This is a genomic window from Chryseobacterium sp. BGA-UO-ETr-SB22 (assembly GCF_059567885.1).
Genome location: NZ_JCAQOV010000005.1, coordinates 304,395 through 323,240, shown reverse-complemented (window position 1 = coordinate 323,240; position 18,846 = coordinate 304,395). Strand labels below are relative to the sequence as shown.

The 18,846-nt window shown below is 35.9% G+C and carries 20 protein-coding genes; 11 read left to right on the top strand and 9 right to left on the bottom strand.

The window, feature by feature from the left end:
- Positions 1-6: 6 nt before the first annotated feature.
- Positions 7-312, bottom strand: a complete 306-nt coding sequence (locus tag AC57AW_RS08725) for a DUF4134 domain-containing protein (RefSeq protein ID WP_345989914.1) — start codon at positions 310-312, stop codon at positions 7-9.
- 212 nt (positions 313-524) lie between these two features.
- Here AC57AW_RS08725 and AC57AW_RS08720 point away from each other — a divergent pair, with 212 nt between their 5' ends.
- From AC57AW_RS08720 to arsB, 5 genes are read left to right on the top strand one after another with little or no spacing between them, the layout of a single operon-like run.
- Positions 525-851: an ArsR/SmtB family transcription factor gene (locus AC57AW_RS08720; RefSeq protein WP_496351545.1), complete on the top strand. Its 327-nt coding sequence runs from the start codon at positions 525-527 to the stop codon at positions 849-851.
- Between the two features lie 58 nt (positions 852-909).
- Positions 910-1,383, top strand: coding sequence for a DUF6428 family protein (locus AC57AW_RS08715; RefSeq protein WP_496351544.1), 474 nt, complete (start codon positions 910-912; stop codon positions 1,381-1,383).
- A gap of 14 nt (positions 1,384-1,397) precedes the next feature.
- Positions 1,398-2,009 (top strand): arsenate-mycothiol transferase ArsC, encoded by a 612-nt coding sequence (locus AC57AW_RS08710; RefSeq protein ID WP_496351543.1) that lies wholly within the window; start codon positions 1,398-1,400, stop codon positions 2,007-2,009.
- Between the two features lies 1 nt (position 2,010).
- Positions 2,011-2,502 (top strand): GNAT family N-acetyltransferase, encoded by a 492-nt coding sequence (locus AC57AW_RS08705; protein ID WP_496351542.1) that lies wholly within the window; start codon positions 2,011-2,013, stop codon positions 2,500-2,502.
- Between the two features lie 9 nt (positions 2,503-2,511).
- Positions 2,512-3,543 carry an ACR3 family arsenite efflux transporter gene (gene arsB, locus AC57AW_RS08700; protein ID WP_496351541.1) on the top strand — a complete coding sequence of 344 codons (1,032 nt, stop codon included), beginning with the start codon at positions 2,512-2,514 and terminating at the stop codon, positions 3,541-3,543.
- A gap of 30 nt (positions 3,544-3,573) precedes the next feature.
- On the opposite strand, the gene AC57AW_RS08695 is transcribed toward arsB, so the two are convergent.
- From AC57AW_RS08695 to AC57AW_RS08685, 3 genes are read right to left on the bottom strand one after another with little or no spacing between them, the layout of a single operon-like run.
- Positions 3,574-4,194, bottom strand: coding sequence for a hypothetical protein (locus tag AC57AW_RS08695; protein WP_336688096.1), 621 nt, complete (start codon positions 4,192-4,194; stop codon positions 3,574-3,576).
- Positions 4,195-4,205: 11 nt separating this feature from the next.
- Positions 4,206-4,601: a DUF3408 domain-containing protein gene (locus AC57AW_RS08690; RefSeq protein ID WP_496351540.1), complete on the bottom strand. Its 396-nt coding sequence runs from the start codon at positions 4,599-4,601 to the stop codon at positions 4,206-4,208.
- Positions 4,602-4,605: 4 nt separating this feature from the next.
- Complete coding sequence (locus AC57AW_RS08685) at positions 4,606-5,373, bottom strand: ParA family protein (protein ID WP_336688094.1); 768 nt, start codon at positions 5,371-5,373, stop codon at positions 4,606-4,608.
- Between the two features lie 630 nt (positions 5,374-6,003).
- Here AC57AW_RS08685 and mobA point away from each other — a divergent pair.
- The 3 genes from mobA to mobC all read left to right on the top strand — a co-directional run bounded on the left by mobA (position 6,004) and on the right by mobC (position 9,813).
- Complete coding sequence (gene mobA, locus AC57AW_RS08680) at positions 6,004-6,438, top strand: conjugal transfer protein MobA (protein ID WP_120233063.1); 435 nt, start codon at positions 6,004-6,006, stop codon at positions 6,436-6,438.
- A complete protein-coding gene (mobB, locus tag AC57AW_RS08675; RefSeq protein WP_336688093.1) occupies positions 6,435-7,688 on the top strand; it encodes a conjugal transfer protein MobB in 1,254 nt (417 codons plus the stop codon). Before mobA ends, mobB begins: the two co-directional genes overlap by 4 nt.
- 124 nt (positions 7,689-7,812) lie before the next feature.
- Positions 7,813-9,813, top strand: a complete 2,001-nt coding sequence (mobC, locus tag AC57AW_RS08670) for a conjugal transfer protein MobC (protein WP_496353875.1) — start codon at positions 7,813-7,815, stop codon at positions 9,811-9,813.
- A gap of 51 nt (positions 9,814-9,864) precedes the next feature.
- Here mobC and AC57AW_RS08665 read toward each other — a convergent pair whose 3' ends face one another.
- Positions 9,865-10,710, bottom strand: a complete 846-nt coding sequence (locus tag AC57AW_RS08665; protein ID WP_496351539.1) for an RteC domain-containing protein — start codon at positions 10,708-10,710, stop codon at positions 9,865-9,867.
- A gap of 46 nt (positions 10,711-10,756) precedes the next feature.
- Positions 10,757-12,460, bottom strand: coding sequence for a helix-turn-helix domain-containing protein (locus AC57AW_RS08660; protein WP_496351538.1), 1,704 nt, complete (start codon positions 12,458-12,460; stop codon positions 10,757-10,759).
- A gap of 277 nt (positions 12,461-12,737) precedes the next feature.
- Between AC57AW_RS08660 and AC57AW_RS08655 the strand changes: the two genes are divergently transcribed.
- Positions 12,738-12,974, top strand: coding sequence for a hypothetical protein (locus AC57AW_RS08655; protein ID WP_496351537.1), 237 nt, complete (start codon positions 12,738-12,740; stop codon positions 12,972-12,974).
- 48 nt (positions 12,975-13,022) lie between these two features.
- On the opposite strand, the gene AC57AW_RS08650 is transcribed toward AC57AW_RS08655, so the two are convergent.
- The gene (locus AC57AW_RS08650; RefSeq protein WP_496351536.1) at positions 13,023-13,160 is read right to left on the bottom strand and encodes a hypothetical protein; all 138 of its coding nucleotides are present in this window, start codon (positions 13,158-13,160) and stop codon (positions 13,023-13,025) included.
- An 11-nt stretch (positions 13,161-13,171) separates the two neighbouring features.
- On the opposite strand from AC57AW_RS08650, the gene AC57AW_RS08645 reads away from it, so the two are divergent.
- Both AC57AW_RS08645 and AC57AW_RS08640 read left to right on the top strand, forming a co-directional pair.
- Complete coding sequence (locus AC57AW_RS08645) at positions 13,172-14,692, top strand: MauE/DoxX family redox-associated membrane protein (RefSeq protein WP_496351535.1); 1,521 nt, start codon at positions 13,172-13,174, stop codon at positions 14,690-14,692.
- A 12-nt stretch (positions 14,693-14,704) separates the two neighbouring features.
- Positions 14,705-14,974, top strand: coding sequence for a DUF6520 family protein (locus AC57AW_RS08640; RefSeq protein WP_123842670.1), 270 nt, complete (start codon positions 14,705-14,707; stop codon positions 14,972-14,974).
- A 14-nt stretch (positions 14,975-14,988) separates the two neighbouring features.
- Here the strand turns inward: AC57AW_RS08640 and AC57AW_RS08635 are convergent, their stop codons facing one another.
- Positions 14,989-17,481 carry a S9 family peptidase gene (locus AC57AW_RS08635; RefSeq protein ID WP_496351534.1) on the bottom strand — a complete coding sequence of 831 codons (2,493 nt, stop codon included), beginning with the start codon at positions 17,479-17,481 and terminating at the stop codon, positions 14,989-14,991.
- Positions 17,468-18,841: a RagB/SusD family nutrient uptake outer membrane protein gene (locus AC57AW_RS08630; protein ID WP_496351533.1), complete on the bottom strand. Its 1,374-nt coding sequence runs from the start codon at positions 18,839-18,841 to the stop codon at positions 17,468-17,470. Before AC57AW_RS08630 ends, AC57AW_RS08635 begins: the two co-directional genes overlap by 14 nt.
- Between the last annotated feature and the right edge of the window lie 5 nt (positions 18,842-18,846).

Here is an 18,846-nt window from a genome sequence, read left to right as displayed (position 1 = left end):
ATTATTTTAAAGGAAGAATGAGCGAAGAATTGTCGCTGCGACAATCAGGAAGATACATGCTCCAAACCAGCTTGCAGCAGTTTTACTCGTATCCGGATCACCACTGCTGAACTTGTTATAAACCTTTACTCCTCCGATAAGCCCTACAACCGCACCAATCGCATAAATAAGCTGGGTAGCAGGTTCGAAATAGGAAGTGACCATTTGTGTTGCCTCATTGATTCCGGCACTTCCATTACCTTGTGAAAAAGCATGCGGAGCAATCAAGATTGCCAGTAATGCATACATCAGTTTTTTTCTCTGTTTTTCCATTTCTAAAATTTTAATTGTTTGGAAACACTGCGCTTTGCAGCTATCGGGAACAAATTTGTCGTGGAAAAACAGACTTATCGGGAAATGTCAGCAGTGGGAAGTTAATGGCTTTTAGTGGCACTTAAATAGTAATATAACCACTTCTACAAAAATTAATTTTGGAATTTCTAAAAATTAATCGTAATATTGCGATATAATTATTTTACGAAATTATGGGAGCGACCAAAACCGACCATTTTACAGATGAACAAAATAAAATTGCTATAATAGCAAAAGCATTAGGGCATCCCGCAAGAATTGCGATTATTGAATATCTTTTGAAAGTAAATACTTGTATCTGTGGTGATATTGTTAACGAATTGCCATTAGCGCAGGCAACGGTTTCTCAACATTTAAAAGAATTGAAGAATGCTGGTCTTATAAAAGGGAATATTGAAGGAACTGCGATTTGCTACTGTATTGATGAAAATACTTTTGGAATACTAAAAGATTATTTTTCAAATATTATTCTGACAACTGCAAATCAGAAATGCTGTTAAGGCATTTTTTTTAAACACATATATCGTAATATTGCATTTAACCAATAAATAAAAATTTATGAAACTATCAGAAATTAAAGAAATCTTACCAACATTAGATAATGTTGAATTTCAATTAGAAAATGGAACTTTTGTTCCTGAACACTTCCATGTAACAGAAGTAGGAACGGTAACAAAACATTTTATCGATTGTGGCGGAACAATCAGAAATGAAAAAGTAGTAAACTTTCAATTGTGGAATGCTGATGATTTTGAACATCGTCTAAAACCCGCAAAACTTTTAAATATTATTAAGCTATCAGAAGAAAAATTGGGTATTGAAGATGATGAAATTGAAGTTGAGTATCAAAATACTACAATAGGCAAATTTGATTTGGAATTTAATGGGAAAAGTTTTGTTCTTAAAAATAAAACAACAGCGTGCTTAGCTCAGGATGCTTGCGGAATTCCAGCTGAAAAACAAAAAGTAAACTTATCTGAACTTTCTAATAATCAAACCTCTTGTTGCACTCCAAATTCTGGGTGTTGCTAAATTCAAATAAAATTATGTATTCAAAACTATTAAAAACAATAGAGTTATTGAAAAATCAGGAAATCAGCGAAGATAGAAAAGCTACTTTAGCACCATTAGTTGATTTTATTCAAAAAAGGGTTGAAGAACAAAAAGAAGTAACCATTAACTTTATTTGTACCCATAATTCAAGAAGAAGCCATTTGTCACAAGTTTGGGCACAGGTTGCAAGTGTTTATTATAATTTGTCGAATGTAATTTGTTATTCAGGAGGGACAGAAGAAACAGCTATGTTTCCCAAAGTTGTAGAGACTTTGCAAGAACAGGGGCTTTTTATCAATAAAATTTCTTATACAGAAAATCCTGTATACACTATCAAGTATGATGAAGATAAACACCCAATTATTGGTTTTTCTAAGAGATATGACAGTTCATTTAATCCTACTAGTGGTTTCGTTGCGATTATGACCTGTTCTCAGGCAGATGGAGGATGTCCTTTTATTGCAGGGGCAGATAAACGCATTCCAATAACGTTTGAAGACCCTAAAATTTCAGATAATACGCCCGAACAAACGGCGGTTTACAATGAAAGAAGTTTGCAGATTGGTGCAGAAATGTTCTATGTCTTTTCACAGATAAAAAAATAAAATGGAAATAATTTCAATCAAAAAACATCACTATCAAGATATTGCCAATATTTACAAACAAGGCATTGAAACAGGTATTGCAACATTTGAAACCTCAGTGCCAACATGGGAAACTTGGAATGACAGTAAACTATTGCACAGCAGATTTATAGCTGTTGATAATAATGATGTATTAGGATGGGTTGCTTTATCAAAAGTTAGTAGCCGTTGTGTATATGAAGGTGTAGCAGAAGTAAGTATTTATATTGCTGAAAAACATAGAGGAAAGGGAGTGGGTAAAATTTTAATGGAAAATGTTATTAGAGAAAGTGAAGCTAATGGCATTTGGACTTTGCAATCAGGAATGTTTGCGGAAAATGATGCAACCATAGCATTGCATAAAATAGTTGGATTCAGAATCATAGGTTATCGAGAAAAGATAGGCAAGCTCGGAGGAGTATGGAAAGATAATGTGATTATGGAAAGAAGAAGCAAAGTTGTTGGAATAGATTAAAAAAATAAAATGCAACCAAAATTAAAATTTCTTGACAGGTTTCTTACTTTATGGATATTCTTGGCAATGTTTTTAGGAATAGGGTTAGGACATTTCTTTCCTACTATTTCTGATATTACCAATTCCTTATCAATAGGAGCTACAAATATTCCATTGGCAATTGGCTTAATCATTATGATGTACCCACCTTTAGCAAAGGTTGATTATTCATTGTTACCTAAAGTTTTTCAAGACAAAAAGGCAATTGGAATTTCTTTGTTACTGAATTGGATTATCGGTCCGGTTTTAATGTTCATATTAGCAATTATTTTCCTGAGAGATGAACCTAATTACATGATTGGCTTAATCCTTATTGGTTTAGCGAGATGTATCGCAATGGTGCTTGTGTGGAATGATTTAGCAAAAGGTAATCGTGAGTATGGTGCATTATTAGTAGCTTTAAACAGTATATTTCAAGTATTAAGTTACAGTTTTATGGTTTGGCTCTTTATTAATGTCTTACCTGAAAAATTAGGTTTGGCTAATTTTAATGTAACCGTATCCATGAGAGACGTTACTGAAAGTGTTTTGATATATTTAGGAATTCCTTTTCTAGCAGGTTTCTTGAGCCGTTATTTTTTAATTAAATCAAAAGGTTTAGAATGGTATAATAGAAAATTTATTCCTACTATATCTCCCCTGACTTTATATGCGCTTTTATTTACGATTGTACTTATGTTTAGTCTTAAAGGAGATAAGATTTTAGAATTACCATCAGATGTTGTAAAAATAGCTATACCATTAATGGTATACTTCGTGCTAATGTTCGTTGTGAGTTTCTTTATCAACAAATCGCTTGGAGTCTCCTATGATAAAAATGCTTCGATAGCTTTTACAGCAACAGGAAACAACTTTGAATTGGCAATTGCAGTATCGATTGCAGTTTTTGGAATCCACTCTCAACAGGCATTTGTAGGTGTTATAGGACCTTTGGTAGAAGTACCAGTTTTAATATTGCTTGTTAGAATAAGTTTATGGCTAAAGAAAAAGGTTTATACTTAACACGAACATTAATATAGACAAAAGGGAGTTCTATACAAACTCCCCTATATCGAAACCATCTGCAGGATTATTATGCTTAGAAGTAACGGCCTTGTCATTATTTGAAATACTCTCGTTTAACAAACTGGCAATTCTTTTTGAAGCATCTTCTAAAGAGTTTTCTAACAGATCAAAAAGCTCGGTCCCTTGGATTTTTTGAATTATATCCACTGCTTGTCGTTCTAAGTCAGGCTTCAGCACGTTCTGTTGAAGCAACTGACCCGCAGTACTCAATTCCTGGAAGGTAACCCCCGTAGCAAACCCGCTTTCAACGGTAGAGTTCTCATATTTCCAATCTTCATTCTCCTGCTCCCATTCATCATTTGTAACTAGGATATCATCCAGATTTTTAGTCTGACCCATAGTATCAAATTCAGCATCTCTGGTTTCTGATTCAAAATTATTTTCTGTTTGTAAAGTAGATTCATTTTGTCTCTCATTCGTATCGATTGGCGATGCTTGTCTTTCTCTTTGTTTCGTATCTCCCATAATAGATGGTAGATTCTTAGTTTTAGTAACATTATCATTTCCACGGATATTGATTGAAAATTTTTTGTCTACAAGAACTAAAACAAGAATGATTAATAAACCGATGATAATTATTTGTTCCATAAGATGATAGATTAAAAGATTGGACGGTATTTGTTATTGAAATCATCAGTAATTTCCTTTTCAAACATTTCAAAATGATAAGCCAGTATATTATCCAGATAAGCATACAGGGGAATCTGGTCATCGGCGATGATTTGAATAATGCGTGAGAGGCGTTCGTGATATTCAGGACGGATATAAATACTTTTATCACCACGCTTAGTCATTGTATGATACGTAAGAAACTGCTCCATATAACTTGTATCATTACTTTTCTGACTCTTCAACTTATTTTTTGTTACAGCTTTCTCCTTTTTGGGATCTGCATTTTTTACAGGAATTTCTTTCTTGGGGCTACCAGCCATAATGGACATCAGATATTGTTCATCGATACTGTGATCTTGATTGTTATTATTGTCGTGATCCATACTTTTATAGTTTTACAATTCTTAAAAATTCTTTTATAAATTGATCCAACCTGCATTGTGCTAGCAGCTTAGGATCTGCAGGCAGTAAAGTTGATCGGAAAACAGCCTTTGTAATGGTCTCCCCTTCTTTTCGAAATCTTTTACTGTCTGTAATGGTTGTTTCCATAAGCGGCAGCCCTAAATCTGAAATCACTTTACTGTAATTTTTGTAAAGCAACGTCCGCTCTCTTCCATCCACCTGATTCCAGAAAAGATGGATAGCCCGGATTCCTGTTTGAGTTTCTTTCATCAATACATTGGTTAGAACATTGGTGAAACTTAGCGTACTTTCCAATACGAGACGATCTGCAGTAATAGGAGAAAAAATATAATGGACATTGATCAATGTTTTTAAAATACCAGCAGTATTTACAGTTCCCGGCAGATCTAAAAATATAATGTCAGGAGTTATTTCCGAGCCATCAACATACATATCTATTTCTTGTAAAACCTGATCAGTTTTACTCTGAAAAATAGGATAAGCTTTTTTATTAATACTCGTAAATTGTTTGTGAGCCATCTTTTTTAAAATCTCATTCTGCATCACCATTTTTAAATCCCGCTCCCTCATTTGGAGTAAACTGTACTGCGGAAAGTCACAATCAAAGACGGCAACCCGATATCCCATTCGATAATGAAGGATGCTTGCCATTAATGTTGTAAATGTGCTTTTTCCTACGCCTCCCTTTTGAGTGGAAAAAGCAATAATTGTGGGTTGCTTTTTTGTTTTCATTATATTGAATTTTAGTTAATCCGAAATTGAAAGACTGAAGGACAGCAAGCCTTCAAACCATCATAAACTCAAGCATGATATTTCCCCATCACGAATGTTGGCTATGACCATTGAAAGCTGTATTAGCTTCCGGCATTAGTGAATGAGTCTCATCCGTGTTGCAATCCTGAAAGATGGAATTTCTAACTTCTATCTGTCAAAAATGATATCACGAAAGCTGACATTCCTGAAGGTAAGAATGCAGGATTTCCAGAGTGATAGAATGCTATCGGATTTGCAGTTAGTCCTGCCCTCCATCTGATGCAAATGAAAAATATTTCTGTTTCAGTGCTTTTATTATGGTAGTTCTTGGCAGTAGACTTCCATCTTTGGCTTTGTTTACTATATCGTTTGTCTAATTGATTGTGGTTTACTTTGTTTTAGAAGATTGAAGAGTTTTTCGAAATGATAGTGTCTGAATAGTATAATGTTATAAATCTATTCTATTCAAGATATTTCCTTTCACCCGAAAGGGGCAAGTTATGTTTTGAGTGCCTCATAACTTTTTTCGTGCCTCAAAACAACTTGCCCTGGCTGGGGCTTTAAAAACCACTCCGAAGTCGTGATTTTCTTAACATTAAATTAGAGAATATGGAAACAAATAGAAACAATAAAGGAGGGCGCAAGCCTAAGCTAAACCCAAGTAAAAACAGGTATGTATTTCGATTGACAGATGAAGAAAATGTTGGTTTTCTAAAATTATTTGAAGCTTCAGGCATGAGCAGCAAAGCAAAATTTATTACAACAATTTTGCTTCGGAGAGAATTAAAAATTATAAAAGTTGATGTTTCAACGATGGATTATCATACTCAACTCACTAAATTCTTTTACCAGTTTCAGTCGATTGGAAACAATTACAATCAGATTGTAAAAATTTTATATCGAAATTTTACGGAGAAAAAAGCTTCTCTGTATCTCTTTAAACTGGAAAATCATACTAAAAACCTAGCTGTAATCTGTAAACAGGTGATAGAACTCACGAAAGAATTTGAGCAAAACCATATTCAAAAAACTACTGATAAATGATCGCAAAAATTGGAAAAGGTGAAAATCTTTGGGGTGCCCTCACCTACAATCAGCAAAAAGTAGACAACGAAAATGGAACGGTTTTATTCACTAATAAGATTCCCGATTTGTGGGATCGACCTTATTCGGTTAAATTTTTTCATCAGTATTTTGAACCCTACTTGATTGCCAATAACAAAACTGAAAAACCGGTAAGACATATTTCTCTTAATCCTGATCCTAACGATAAGGTTGATGACAAAGATTATAGAGAAATGGCTCAGCAATATATGCAGGAAATGGGTTATGGCGACCAACCCTATGTCGTTTTTAAACATACGGATATTGATAGAACTCACATTCATATCGTCACCACCTGTGTACAGATCGATGGGACAAAAATATCAGATCGCTATGATCACCCGCGATCAATGGAAGCTTGCAGAAAACTGGAAAAACAATATAACCTGAAAGTCGCTGGTGAGAACAGAAATTTAAATCAAAGCTCTATTTTTAAACTTGTAGATTATACTAAGGGAAATATCAAAACACAATTATCATCCGTCATAAGACATATCCCTAAAACCTATGGCTTTCAAAGTATGGGTGCTTATAACGCTTTACTCTCTCAATTTAATATTTCAACTGAAGAGGTTAGCGGAGAACTGCATGGAAAGATGAGAAAGGGAATCGTCTATTTTGCTACGGATAAAAATGGGAAAAAAGTAAGTAATCCTTTTAAATCATCCCTTTTTGGTAAGCATGCAGGAGTAGAAAATATTCAGGTGCTCATTGAGAAATCTAAATTGAAAATGAAAAATGATCCTTCAAAACATATTCTTAAAAGAACGGTAGAAACTGCCCTCAGCACGAGTAAATCGGAAGCTTCTTTTAAGTCTCAACTTTTGGAACAGGGAATTGCTACAGTTATTAGAAAAAATAATCATGGAAAAATATACGGAATTACATTCATAGACCATAACTCCAAATCTGTTTGGAATGGTTCACAGCTGAGTAAAGAACTTTCAGCCAACTCATTCAATACACTGTGGAATGAGGTAGAAATAAAGCGTGAAACAAAATACGATCATAATGATCACTTTAATTTATCTGAGGAAGTATGGACAGAACAATTTCTTACGGATAGCATCAGTGGAGTTTTTGATGGATTTTTTAGCAGTTTATTATCTTCAGATATAAATACGGATCAGGAGGAACAAATTTTTGCATCTCAAATGAAAAAGCGCCAAAGAAAAAGAAGAAAAAAATAATCTTCTTTTGTAAAAACGGTCTTATAACGATGCTCAAAGAGCCAAAGACAGACAACTTATGCTTGCAATGACGCATTTGTAGTTGAGAATACGTAATCCTGTACTTATGCTTCTAAAATGTAATATGCAGGGTGAAGACGATTTGAGAGGACTTGCCAAAATCATGGCGTTTATGCGATCGGTAAGCATTATTCTAGTACTAATGCATCTCTATTGGTTTTGTTACGGATTTTTTGCAAAGCAACAATGGACATTGGAACTCATCAATAAAATACTTCATAATTTTAATAAGACAGCAGGCCTTTTTTCGCAACCTATTTATTCTAAGCTGTTTGCAATAGTTTTACTGGCTTTAAGTTGCCTCGGGACAAAGGGAGTCAAGAATGAAAAGATCACTTGGAAAAAAATTAGTATTGTTTTTTCTATCGGTTTTGTCTTATTCTTTTTAAACACAATCCTCTTACAATCTGCCAGCAGTTTTACTCCTGTACTTTACATGCTATCTACTGGATCCGGATACATTCTTCTAATGCAGGCAGGAGTCTGGATAAGCCGTTTACTCAAAACAGACTTAATGACCGATGTTTTTAACAATGAGAATGAAAGCTTTCAGCAGGAAACCCAATTACTCTATAATGAATACTCTGTTAACCTTCCTACACAATTCTATTATCAAGGGAAGTGGCATCAGGGATGGATTAATGTGGTAAATCCTTTTCGTGCTACCATTGTCTTAGGAACTCCAGGCTCAGGAAAATCCTATGCTGTTGTCAACAACTATATAAGACAACATATTGAAAAAGGATTTTCCATGTATATCTATGATTTTAAATTCGATGATTTGTCTACTATTGCGTACAACCATCTTCTCAATCATTCTGATGCTTATACCGTAAAGCCGAAATTCTATATCATCAACTTTGACGACCCAAGAAAAAGTCATCGATGTAATCCTTTAAATCCCGATTTTATGACGGATATATCTGATGCATATGAAGCTGCCTACACCATTATGCTGAATCTTAATAGAAGTTGGATCCAAAAACAAGGTGACTTCTTTGTTGAAAGTCCCATTATATTGTTAGCGGCAATCATATGGTTTCTTAAGATATATAAGAACGGTAAATACTGCACTTTTCCACATGCTATTGAACTGCTTAACAAAAAATATGAAGAGGTCTTTACGATATTAACTTCTTATTCTGAATTAGAAAACTACCTATCTCCTTTTATGGATGCATGGCAAGGGGGTGCCCAGGATCAATTGCAGGGGCAAATCGCTTCCGCAAAGATTCCTTTGTCAAGAATGATCTCACCACAATTATACTGGGTAATGACCGGAGACGATTTTTCTTTGGATATCAATAACCCCAATGAGCCTAAAATTCTTTGTGTTGGAAATAACCCTGATCGTCAGAATATTTATTCTGCTGCTCTTGGGCTATACAATTCGAGAATTGTTAAGTTAATTAATAAAAAAGGACAGTTAAAAAGTTCTGTCATTATTGACGAGCTTCCCACTATTTATTTCAGAGGTTTGGATAATTTAATTGCTACTGCCAGAAGTAACAAAGTTTCTGTATGTCTTGGGTTTCAGGATTTTTCCCAGCTGACAAGAGATTATGGAGACAAGGAAAGTAAAGTCATTCAGAATACGGTCGGCAATATTTTCAGCGGTCAGGTGGTCGGGGAAACAGCAAAAACCTTATCCGAACGCTTTGGAAAAGTACTGCAAAAAAGACAAAGTATATCCATCAATAGGAATGATACCTCTACCTCAATCTCTACCCAATTGGATAGTTTGATTCCAGCTTCGAAAATTTCTACCCTGACCCAGGGATTTTTTGTCGGTGCTGTATCTGATAATTTTGACGAAAGGATTCAGCAGAAGATTTTTCATTCGGAGATTGTCGTAGACAATGTTAAGCTTTCTCAAGAAATGAAAAGCTTTCAGCAGATACCACCAATCCGATCCTTTATTGATGAAGACGGGAATGATTCTATAACCAGGCAGATTCAAGATAATTACAGAGAAATTAAGTCAGATATTCTAAATATCATCACAGATGAAATGGATCGAATAAAGAATGATCCTGATTTGCAGCATTTAATGAAAACGGATTAAAGAATGAAACCTCAAATACTATACGATTTGAGGTTTCTATTTGGTATTATATTACTCAGCATCACTGTTCATAAAATATTGATTCAAATTGTCACTTACCAATTGAAGGAATTTGGTTGGCCCTTGTTTTCGGTTTCGGATTTCAAAGATGGTCTTATGAAAGTTACCTAAATCGCAATCCAGAGACTTTTCTGTAAATTTTATGACTTCGCTTAACTCTATATTGCCCCCATTAAAACAGCGCATTTGGTAAAGGGCATAGATAAGCTCTATAAGACCGACCTTTGATCCCGACCAGCTCAGAGGAGAAAATACTTTTGCCGTAAAGTTATCATTCGAATTTTCAATTTGCTTTTTTAAATACTGATCGAATTGCTGATTGGAAATAAATCTGGCGATCATATGATCGTGGGAAGTTGTAAAACTCGGATCATAATTATAAAATCCGGATGATAGCTTCATTTTTAGGTCGTAGGAATTACGAACAAATATTTTATGATCAAGATAGGTTGCTTCCCGTTTATAGTAACTGTAAAATTCAGAATGTTTCAAATAAAAGTCTTTCAATTTTTCCTGCTCTGACTCATAATATTTTTTTAAAGTCTTATTTCCGGCAGCCGGTTTATGAGATTCAATATCCAGCACTGCAGAATAATAAATAAATTTTGCAATAAACTGCGGTTTCAGTTTTTTAAAAAACAATACTTCTTCAGCAATATGATCAAAATGATGATTTGAAACAAGAAGTTTTAATTTCCTTATCGACTCATCGATAATAACTAATGCCTTTTCTGAAATTTTGATCAGATCATTTCCATCCGCGTTGACTTCATTAATCTTTAGGTCAAGATCCTCCAATAACTTTGAAGTCCTTGTAAAAATAGTTTTTGTTACCATGTCCTTTTTTCAGGAATTTACAAAAATTCGCTAACGATATACTTAATCAGCTAATATTCAGTTCCTTTTTTCGATTTCTTATATAATCAGTTGGCCGGATACCATTGATATCGAAAAACAGATTTGAAAAGTTTTGACGCGCAGCAATGCCGCATTCTTCCGCTAAAGCTTCGATGGTATAATTTAAATATTTGGTATTAGTGTTGAGTAAATTTGTAATATAATTAATGCGCAATTCGGCCATATATTTATTAAAATTCATTCCCTTTTGTTCATTGATATAAACCGAAAGATAGTGGGAATTGGTTCCTAGCTTTAAGGCAATACTTTTCTGGGTAATCCCTTTCTTTTTGAAATGTTGCTCCTGCTCAAACTTCTGAAGTTTTTCTTTTATTTCTAAAGCCATTTCCGGGGTAAGAGAAGTCTTTCTTATAGGCAGCTCTATCATTTCTTCTCTTAAAATATCATTCATATTATATCTTCCTTCAGCAATTCTCTTTTGAAGAAGCTGATATTGTTTTTTTATCTTTTGATCTCTTCGATACCGGACAACAAAAAAACCAAGAACTACACTTCCTGAAGCAATCAGTATCTGAGCCAATACTATTTTTTTAGTACTGGATCTCTCGATTTCTTCTTTTGCATCCATCAGTGTACGTCGGTCAAAATCTTTATGAAGTTTCAAAGATAAATAGGGAAAATCTTTGCTGATTAAGCTATCCGCTTTTAAAAGCTGATTGGTATAGTACAGTTGCTTTTCGACCTCTTTATCTTTATAATGATCGATAAGATAGTGATAGCTCTTATAGACCTCTGGAAGTATAAAATCATGTTTATTGAAAATAGAATCTATTTTGTTATAACATCCTACAGCCCTATTTACATTATCCTGTGCTTCATATGTTTTACCCAGGTAATAATATACTACAGATGCCCAGGCGAAATCATTTCTCTTTAGAATATTGGGTAAAGATTTTTGCAAGTGATCCCGAGCACCAACATAATCTTTATGATGAAATCTGGAAATTCCGATGCATTTTAGGAAATAGCTTTTTTCAAGTACAAAATCACTATTATTGGCAGTTAGCCGATAACCTAAATTACTTAAACTATCACTCTTGGCAAAATGATGCAGATATCTGTTAAGTACAGTCAATTGATGTAAGCAGTTGAGATACGCCTTCTCATAGTTAAACTGTTCATTTTCATGATGGTTTTCATTCAGCTTTGACCTGTAAAATGAAGTACATTCAAGAAAATGGTTCATGGCGTCATCATAATAGCCCAAATGACTTTTTACAATTCCTAAATGATAAAGGACTTTATACCTATGGTACTCATCTTTTGAGCCTTTTGAATGCGTATAGGCTTTAATATATTCATTTAAAGCCAGCTTAAATTTTTTCTGATAAAAATAATAGATGATTCCCTTGCTTAAATATTCTTTACTGATGTCATCTTTGCTTCCATGCTGCAAACTGACAGTAAGCGCACTGTCAGCATACTTCATCTTGTTTTGATAGTCAAACTGTCTTGCATCTCTATACCCTTGAATCAGCTTTGAAAAGTTATTTTCTTTTTTTGCTTTCTCAATGTACAGTTTTACATAGGGCATTGCATGAATGTCATCTATTGCCATTTTTTCATAAGGCTTTCTAATTTCACTGAAAATTTTTTCCTCTTTCTTTTGTGAAAATAAAAATTGTGAAAAAACAGGAAATAAGATGAGAAAGCAATAAAACTTTTTCATAGACTGATATTTAGAACCTCACCATCTCAAAAATAAACATTTATGTTTTAAATAAATCAAATTTCAATGAATTAAATAACAGAAAGACAAAAATCCTGTAAAATATGCAAATACAGCCACTTAAACTCTGATATTCTCATGTATTAATTTTAAAATTGAGACGTAACAATTTTAAAATAGAGCCATATAACAGTTTTTTTTAGCTCATAAGCCGGATAATTTTGACATCAGAATTCTAATATAATCCGGCCGGGATAACCCAATTAAAATTATCAAAATGAAAAAGTTTATCCCATTTTTTAGCATAATCATCGTAGCAGTTTGTCTACAAAACTGCACCCATCGAGATGAAGATATGATTTCAAATAGTGAATATATTGAAAAATTAGAGCCCACTATAAATGGCTTATTAATGAAACAGGATTCTGCTAAATCCATAGAAGTCATTGAAGATCCTGGAACAAAAGATCCTCCTGTCAGAGACGGTGATAATTGGCGGCTTACTCAGGATTAAAAACAAAAAAATATGATTCCCCATACCTCCATATCAGTTGTTACAGGCTTACCATGTCCAAAGAGTGGCATCTGGGAAAGTATGGGGAATTTCAAGACTACCGTACCCCTTTTCAAAGGTGAACCGATGCCCGAATACTGTGGTTGTAAAATTAAATGGAGATTGGTTCAAGTCTGTTAACCTCATAATAACATGCTATGAAAAATTTTCTCAATATAGTCCCTCCTTTTGTAAGCTACTTCTTTATCTTATTATTTGTATATGCAAGTGTCAGTAAACTATTAGAGTTTGAAAGATTTCAGATTCAACTGGCACAGTCGCCACTTTTAAGTGCTTATGCAGGTTTTGTCTCATATAGCGTCATTATTATAGAATGGGTTGCTTCTATTTTACTGTTGGTACCCCTTTGCAGACGCGCAGGCCTATACCTCTCACTGATTTTGATGTCAGCATTTACATCCTATATTTTCATCATTCTCAACTATAGTGACTTTGTTCCCTGTTCCTGTGGAGGAATTCTGGAAAAACTAGGTTGGACTGAGCATTTAATTTTTAATGCAGTGTGTGTATTACTTGCAATTATTGCCTTATTCTTAATAGAAAAGAAAATTCATGTTCGGACATCAAAAACCGCTTTAACAATAGTAACATCAATCGTAGTAAGCATTATAGTAATGATAGGTTTGTTTCTTTCCTCTGAGCATGTTATTAAAAAGGAAAATAATTTTACAAGGCGGTTTATCAAGCACCCTGTCATCGAGCATCAATCACTACAGCTGGACAATGATTTTTATTATTTTGCAGGGTTTGATGATCATAACATTTATTTGTCTAACCAGAAATATCCGCAACAGCTTCTCACAGTTGACTCTTCGATGCGTCGGACAGCCTCTACCTCTGCCCGAATAGAAACCGATCATCCTTATAAAAACATCAGGCAAATAGTATCAGACGGACATTTCTATATCTATGACGGATCGGTACCCATCCTGTTTAAAGGCAGGCTTGGGACTGAATCTACTACAAGAATAAGTTATAAAGACGCTTATTTTAATGATCTCAGGGTTATCGACTCTTCCCGTTTTGCCATCAGGACACAGATACGTCCGAGCAACCATTTAGTTCTAGGGCTTCTTGATATTGACAGTCCTGAGAAATTACAACTAAAAACAACCGTTTTACAGAAACAGACCGACGGCCTGTTCGACGTTGACGGAAGCATGGCTTATGAACAGCATACAAAAAAACTGCTATATACCTATACTTACAGAAATCAGGTGATTGTCATGAACAGCAGTATGCAGGTGCAGCAATTACTTAAGACGATAGATACTGTAAAAACTGCCCAAATCAAAACAACGAAGCTCTCTGACGGCACTTACAAGATGACAGCACCTGCCCTGAAGGTCAATATCAGATCTGTTGTGTATAGAAATCTGCTTTTTGTTCAATCCAGTCTGATGGGCAGGCACGAATCTAGAAAAGCATGGAAGAAATCAGATGTACTGGATGTATATGACATTGATAACAAAAGTTATGTAGGCAGCATCTATATTTTTAAAAAAGATGATCATACACTCAATGACATCATTGTCACGGACAAATATCTGTACGCCCTCCACAATAATCAGCTCACCCAATACAAAATAACAAAAGCATTATCTCAATATATCAAATCGGGGAAGCCGAAAACCGATCAACAGAGTAGGCAACACTAAATATTTCATGTTATGAAAAAGATCCTTTTCCCTGCTTTACTAGTGGTACTAGGAACAGGAACCGCATTTGCCACAAAGATGGTAAATCAGACCAACAAAGCGATTGTACCGGGATACCATATGGTTCCGGATGGTAATGGAAATTTCACGTGTGAACAAGCAGGTAAAAATTGTAGCGACATTCCTACAGGACCTATCTGTGAGCTGTCAGACGGCACTCAGCTGAAAGAACAGGTCTCAGAAACCTTCTGCGACAATGTTCTCAGAGAAATTCCACAGTAAAAGAAGAGGATGCCTTACAGGGCATCCTTTTTCATTTCTTTATCAATCCAGGGAATATCTTTTTTATCTTTCAGAAAGTAATCCCACCACTCCAGGATTCTTAAATGCAGGTCCATGCTCTCAGTACTGTTTTTTGCCAGATCATGATCCTGATCTTTGTAATATAGTATTACCGCCTTTTTTTGATTCCGCAGTAAGCCGGTATACAATTCTTCTGTATGAGTATAAGGGACATTTCCATCTTTCAGCCCTGTCCAGAGCATGATCGGCTTATTAATTTTCTCTACATTGGCAATAGGACTGTTATCATAGTAAAGCATTTTGTTCTTAGAAAACGGCCCCTTCATATCAAACTGTCCGTTTTCAAAGCGGGGATAATTGGGAAGCTTTCTTTCCTGACTGAAGGAAAAATAAAATTTCACCAGATCCGTAACTGCTGCTCCTGATATATAGGCCGCAAAACGATGGGAATGGGTTGCTATGAAACTGGTGCTGAACCCGCCAAAAGAATGTCCCATTAGTCCCACTCTATTGCTGTCAATATTGTTATTTCCTTTCAGGGCATCCAGTCCTGAATGCACACAATCCAACGCTGAAAATCCAGGTCCGCGACTGTCCAAAACCACATCGGGAAGAAAAACAAAATAGCCATTATCAATTAATGACCGGATGTTAATCCCTATTCCTGAAAAAAAAGGAAAAGGATACACCGATGCACTTTTATTCTGGACTTCATAGATCGACAGAACTAATGGATACTTCTCTCGGACATCAAAGTTAAGCGGATAGTACAATACACCTTTAATGGGTATTCCTAAACTATTCTTGTATGAAAGTACTTCCTGCCTAGCCATAATGATCTCCTGATCATGCCTGTTGCTTTGATACACTTTTTTCTTTTGACCGCCGTGATATTGATAAATTGCCTGAGGACTGTTGAAATTTTCTTCCAGACTGATAACCGTATGACTCCCGGGATTGATTTTGAAATCGCTAACCCTGTTTTTAGTAGCCGGAAGCAGCACCTTTATTGTACTGTGGAACCACTGAGCATATGATGTTTCATTGCTGTTTGGATCATACTGCTCAAAGATAATGGGATTATTTGTGTCAACACTACGGATTCGAAAATCCGCACCTAATGTTCCATAGATAGCCTCTTCTTTGACATTGACAATGCTTACTTTTTTATTTTCTGTGACAGCTATTGGCGCCAGGTTTTCCGCATGCAGATCAAACCGGTAAAGACCGCTTCGGCTTTCAAAAAAAACATACCGGTTATCGTGACTGAATACAGGCCTTTGGATTTCTTCATTTCCAATCGTTTTTTCTTTCGATGATAACGTATGATACAGAATCCATCGTTTTTTCTCTTCATTGAAGCCTATGATAAACCCTCCTTCCCGGCTGACTACCAGGTTTGAAGTTTGTGTGAGTATCTTTTTTGATGTTTTACCAACACGGTCATATAAATAAATGTCAAACCAGGAAACCGAACTGACATACGCATTCCTCTCCTTCCGGTCAAAGCTTAGAAAATACCTGTCATGGTCCATAGCCGCCATAAACATACCGTTGCGATTGATCTTTTCCAACTGTTCTGACTCTACATTATACACCCAGTATTCGTGGTACTGCTCTCCCATTCTATAGAGCCAAAGATCCTGATCGGTACCATATTTTATTTCCGGCTGGGTACCTGGAGCAGGTTTTGGACGGGTATTACAATCCAGAAAAAAAGCACCTCCGTTATTGATCTCACGAACTTCGATATAATCTGCTTTCATAAAGCCATTGCCAACTCTTGAAACTTTCAGGGATTTGGTGTCGAGTAATACAAGCTGCAATCCGCCAGAAGACTTCTCCTGTTCTGTAACTGCCAGATACCTTTGTGAGGGCGTCAGCATGACTTTTTTTATACCCTGCTTAGAAGTATACACCTTTTTAAATGTTTTAGACTGCAGTGACCAAACAGATAAGACATTGTTCTGCTTCACAAGGATGTACAGCTGGTTCTTTTTATTGCCTACCAGCTGTGCCACATCGTTAACGGAAGCAACAAGTTTGTCTTTGCTGTCAAATACTTCCAGAAGACGGTTTTTATACAAAACAGCATAGTAACCATGAGAAGGAAGAACCTCTATGGCACCGGCGTCCTTAAAATCTTTCTTATGCCCGGACCGAAGGTTAACAAGCTGCGCTCTATCTTTTCCTAACCATAGGAAACGGTTACCGTTTAAAAACCAGCTTTCAGAGACACCTACAAAAGCATCCGTAAGATCCTGCTTTTTACCGTCTTTGACAACGACCGTCGTATCCGTATTCTTTTTATAAATCTTAGTAAAGGAAATCCACTGGTTTTCATCATCAACTTTAAGGTTGGCAATGGTGTAGAATTTAGCATACCTCTGCTTGATGGAATCCATATTATACTGCCCCAACAAACCGCTACTCCAGATAAATGTGATTACGGCGCATAGAAACGGTTTAATCTTAATAGCCTTCATTCTGAGGTTTTAAATTAGAGTTCAATAAAATGTCCTGCTGGGGTATCGGCCAAAGCTTATGATAAGGCTTCCAGTTGGGCTTCGCCTGTAAAGCTGTATCGAGCTTCCCTGTTCTTTTAAGATCGAAAAAACGATTTCCCATTTCTGTAAAAAACTCCCTACGGTTTTCCATGACAATCTCATTGAGTGTAACTTCCTTTGATAAAGGCATCGCTAACGGCAGTATTCCTGCCCTCTGTCTGGTTTTATTGAGGTACGAAAGGGCTTCATCTATTTTATTTTGCTGTACCAAAGCCTCGGCTAAAAGAAGATACACCTCCTCCAGGCGGGCAATAATTGAATATTCCGTTGTATTGGCAGTCCTATTTTTGTATTTCTCAGCCCTGTACCAGGTTGTTCCGTTAAAAGTTACCGGAGCCATCCAATACTGCTTTCTTAGATCTGCAGAAGAAAAGGTATTGACAAGCCCTGAACTGAGCGCAGTCATCGAAGGTGCTGAATTGGTAAAATAATAAATTCCGGACTCTTTGGTCCCGTCCCCCGAATTTTTAGGCTTTAGCTGCCAGAGGATATGGCTTCCCGATTTAATGAAGACCTTGGTAATGTCATTCTGAAACTGGTACAGCGGACTTTGAATGATACCTTTGTATAAAAGCTCTGCCTCTGACCATTTTCCCTCTAGCAGACAGACTTTAGCCAATAGCAGTTCCGCCATTTTACGGTTAGGATAAATCCTCTCCGTATTTCTGTAGTTGTCCTGAAGCAGGCTGATGGATTCTTTAAGATCTTCACTGAGCTGTATAAGCACCTGTGACTTATCAGTTTTTGAAATCGACTGATTAACCTGATAATCGGTAGTTGTAGGATAAGGAATATCTCCATATACCTGCTGAAGGTATAACAGCAGCATGGATCTGACCATTAATGCCTCTCCTTTGATCCGGTTGCGGTCTGCCTGGGAAATGGACTTTGACTTTTCAATACCTTCCAGTATGGCATTGGCGACATACACCTGCTTATAAGAAGTTGACCAATCCGTATAAATACTTGCGTTGGAATCGTTCTGAAGGTTGTGGGCAATCTCAGGAAGTCCATTGGTGGCTGTAGTGGAATAAAAGTCCAGATCATCAGTATAAAGCCCTAATAATCTACCGGACTGTTCCCCCGCAAACGGAGAGCTATCACGTAGTCCTGAATATAGTCCTGCCAAAACAGCATCCGCCGTCTGCACATCCACAAATACCTGATCGGAAGCAATCTGATTGGAAGGCAGTTCTACCTCGATCAGTTTTTCACAGGAACTCATACTTGATAATACTACAAATCCTGTTATGATATAGAATTGTTGATAAAGTTTCATTGTCA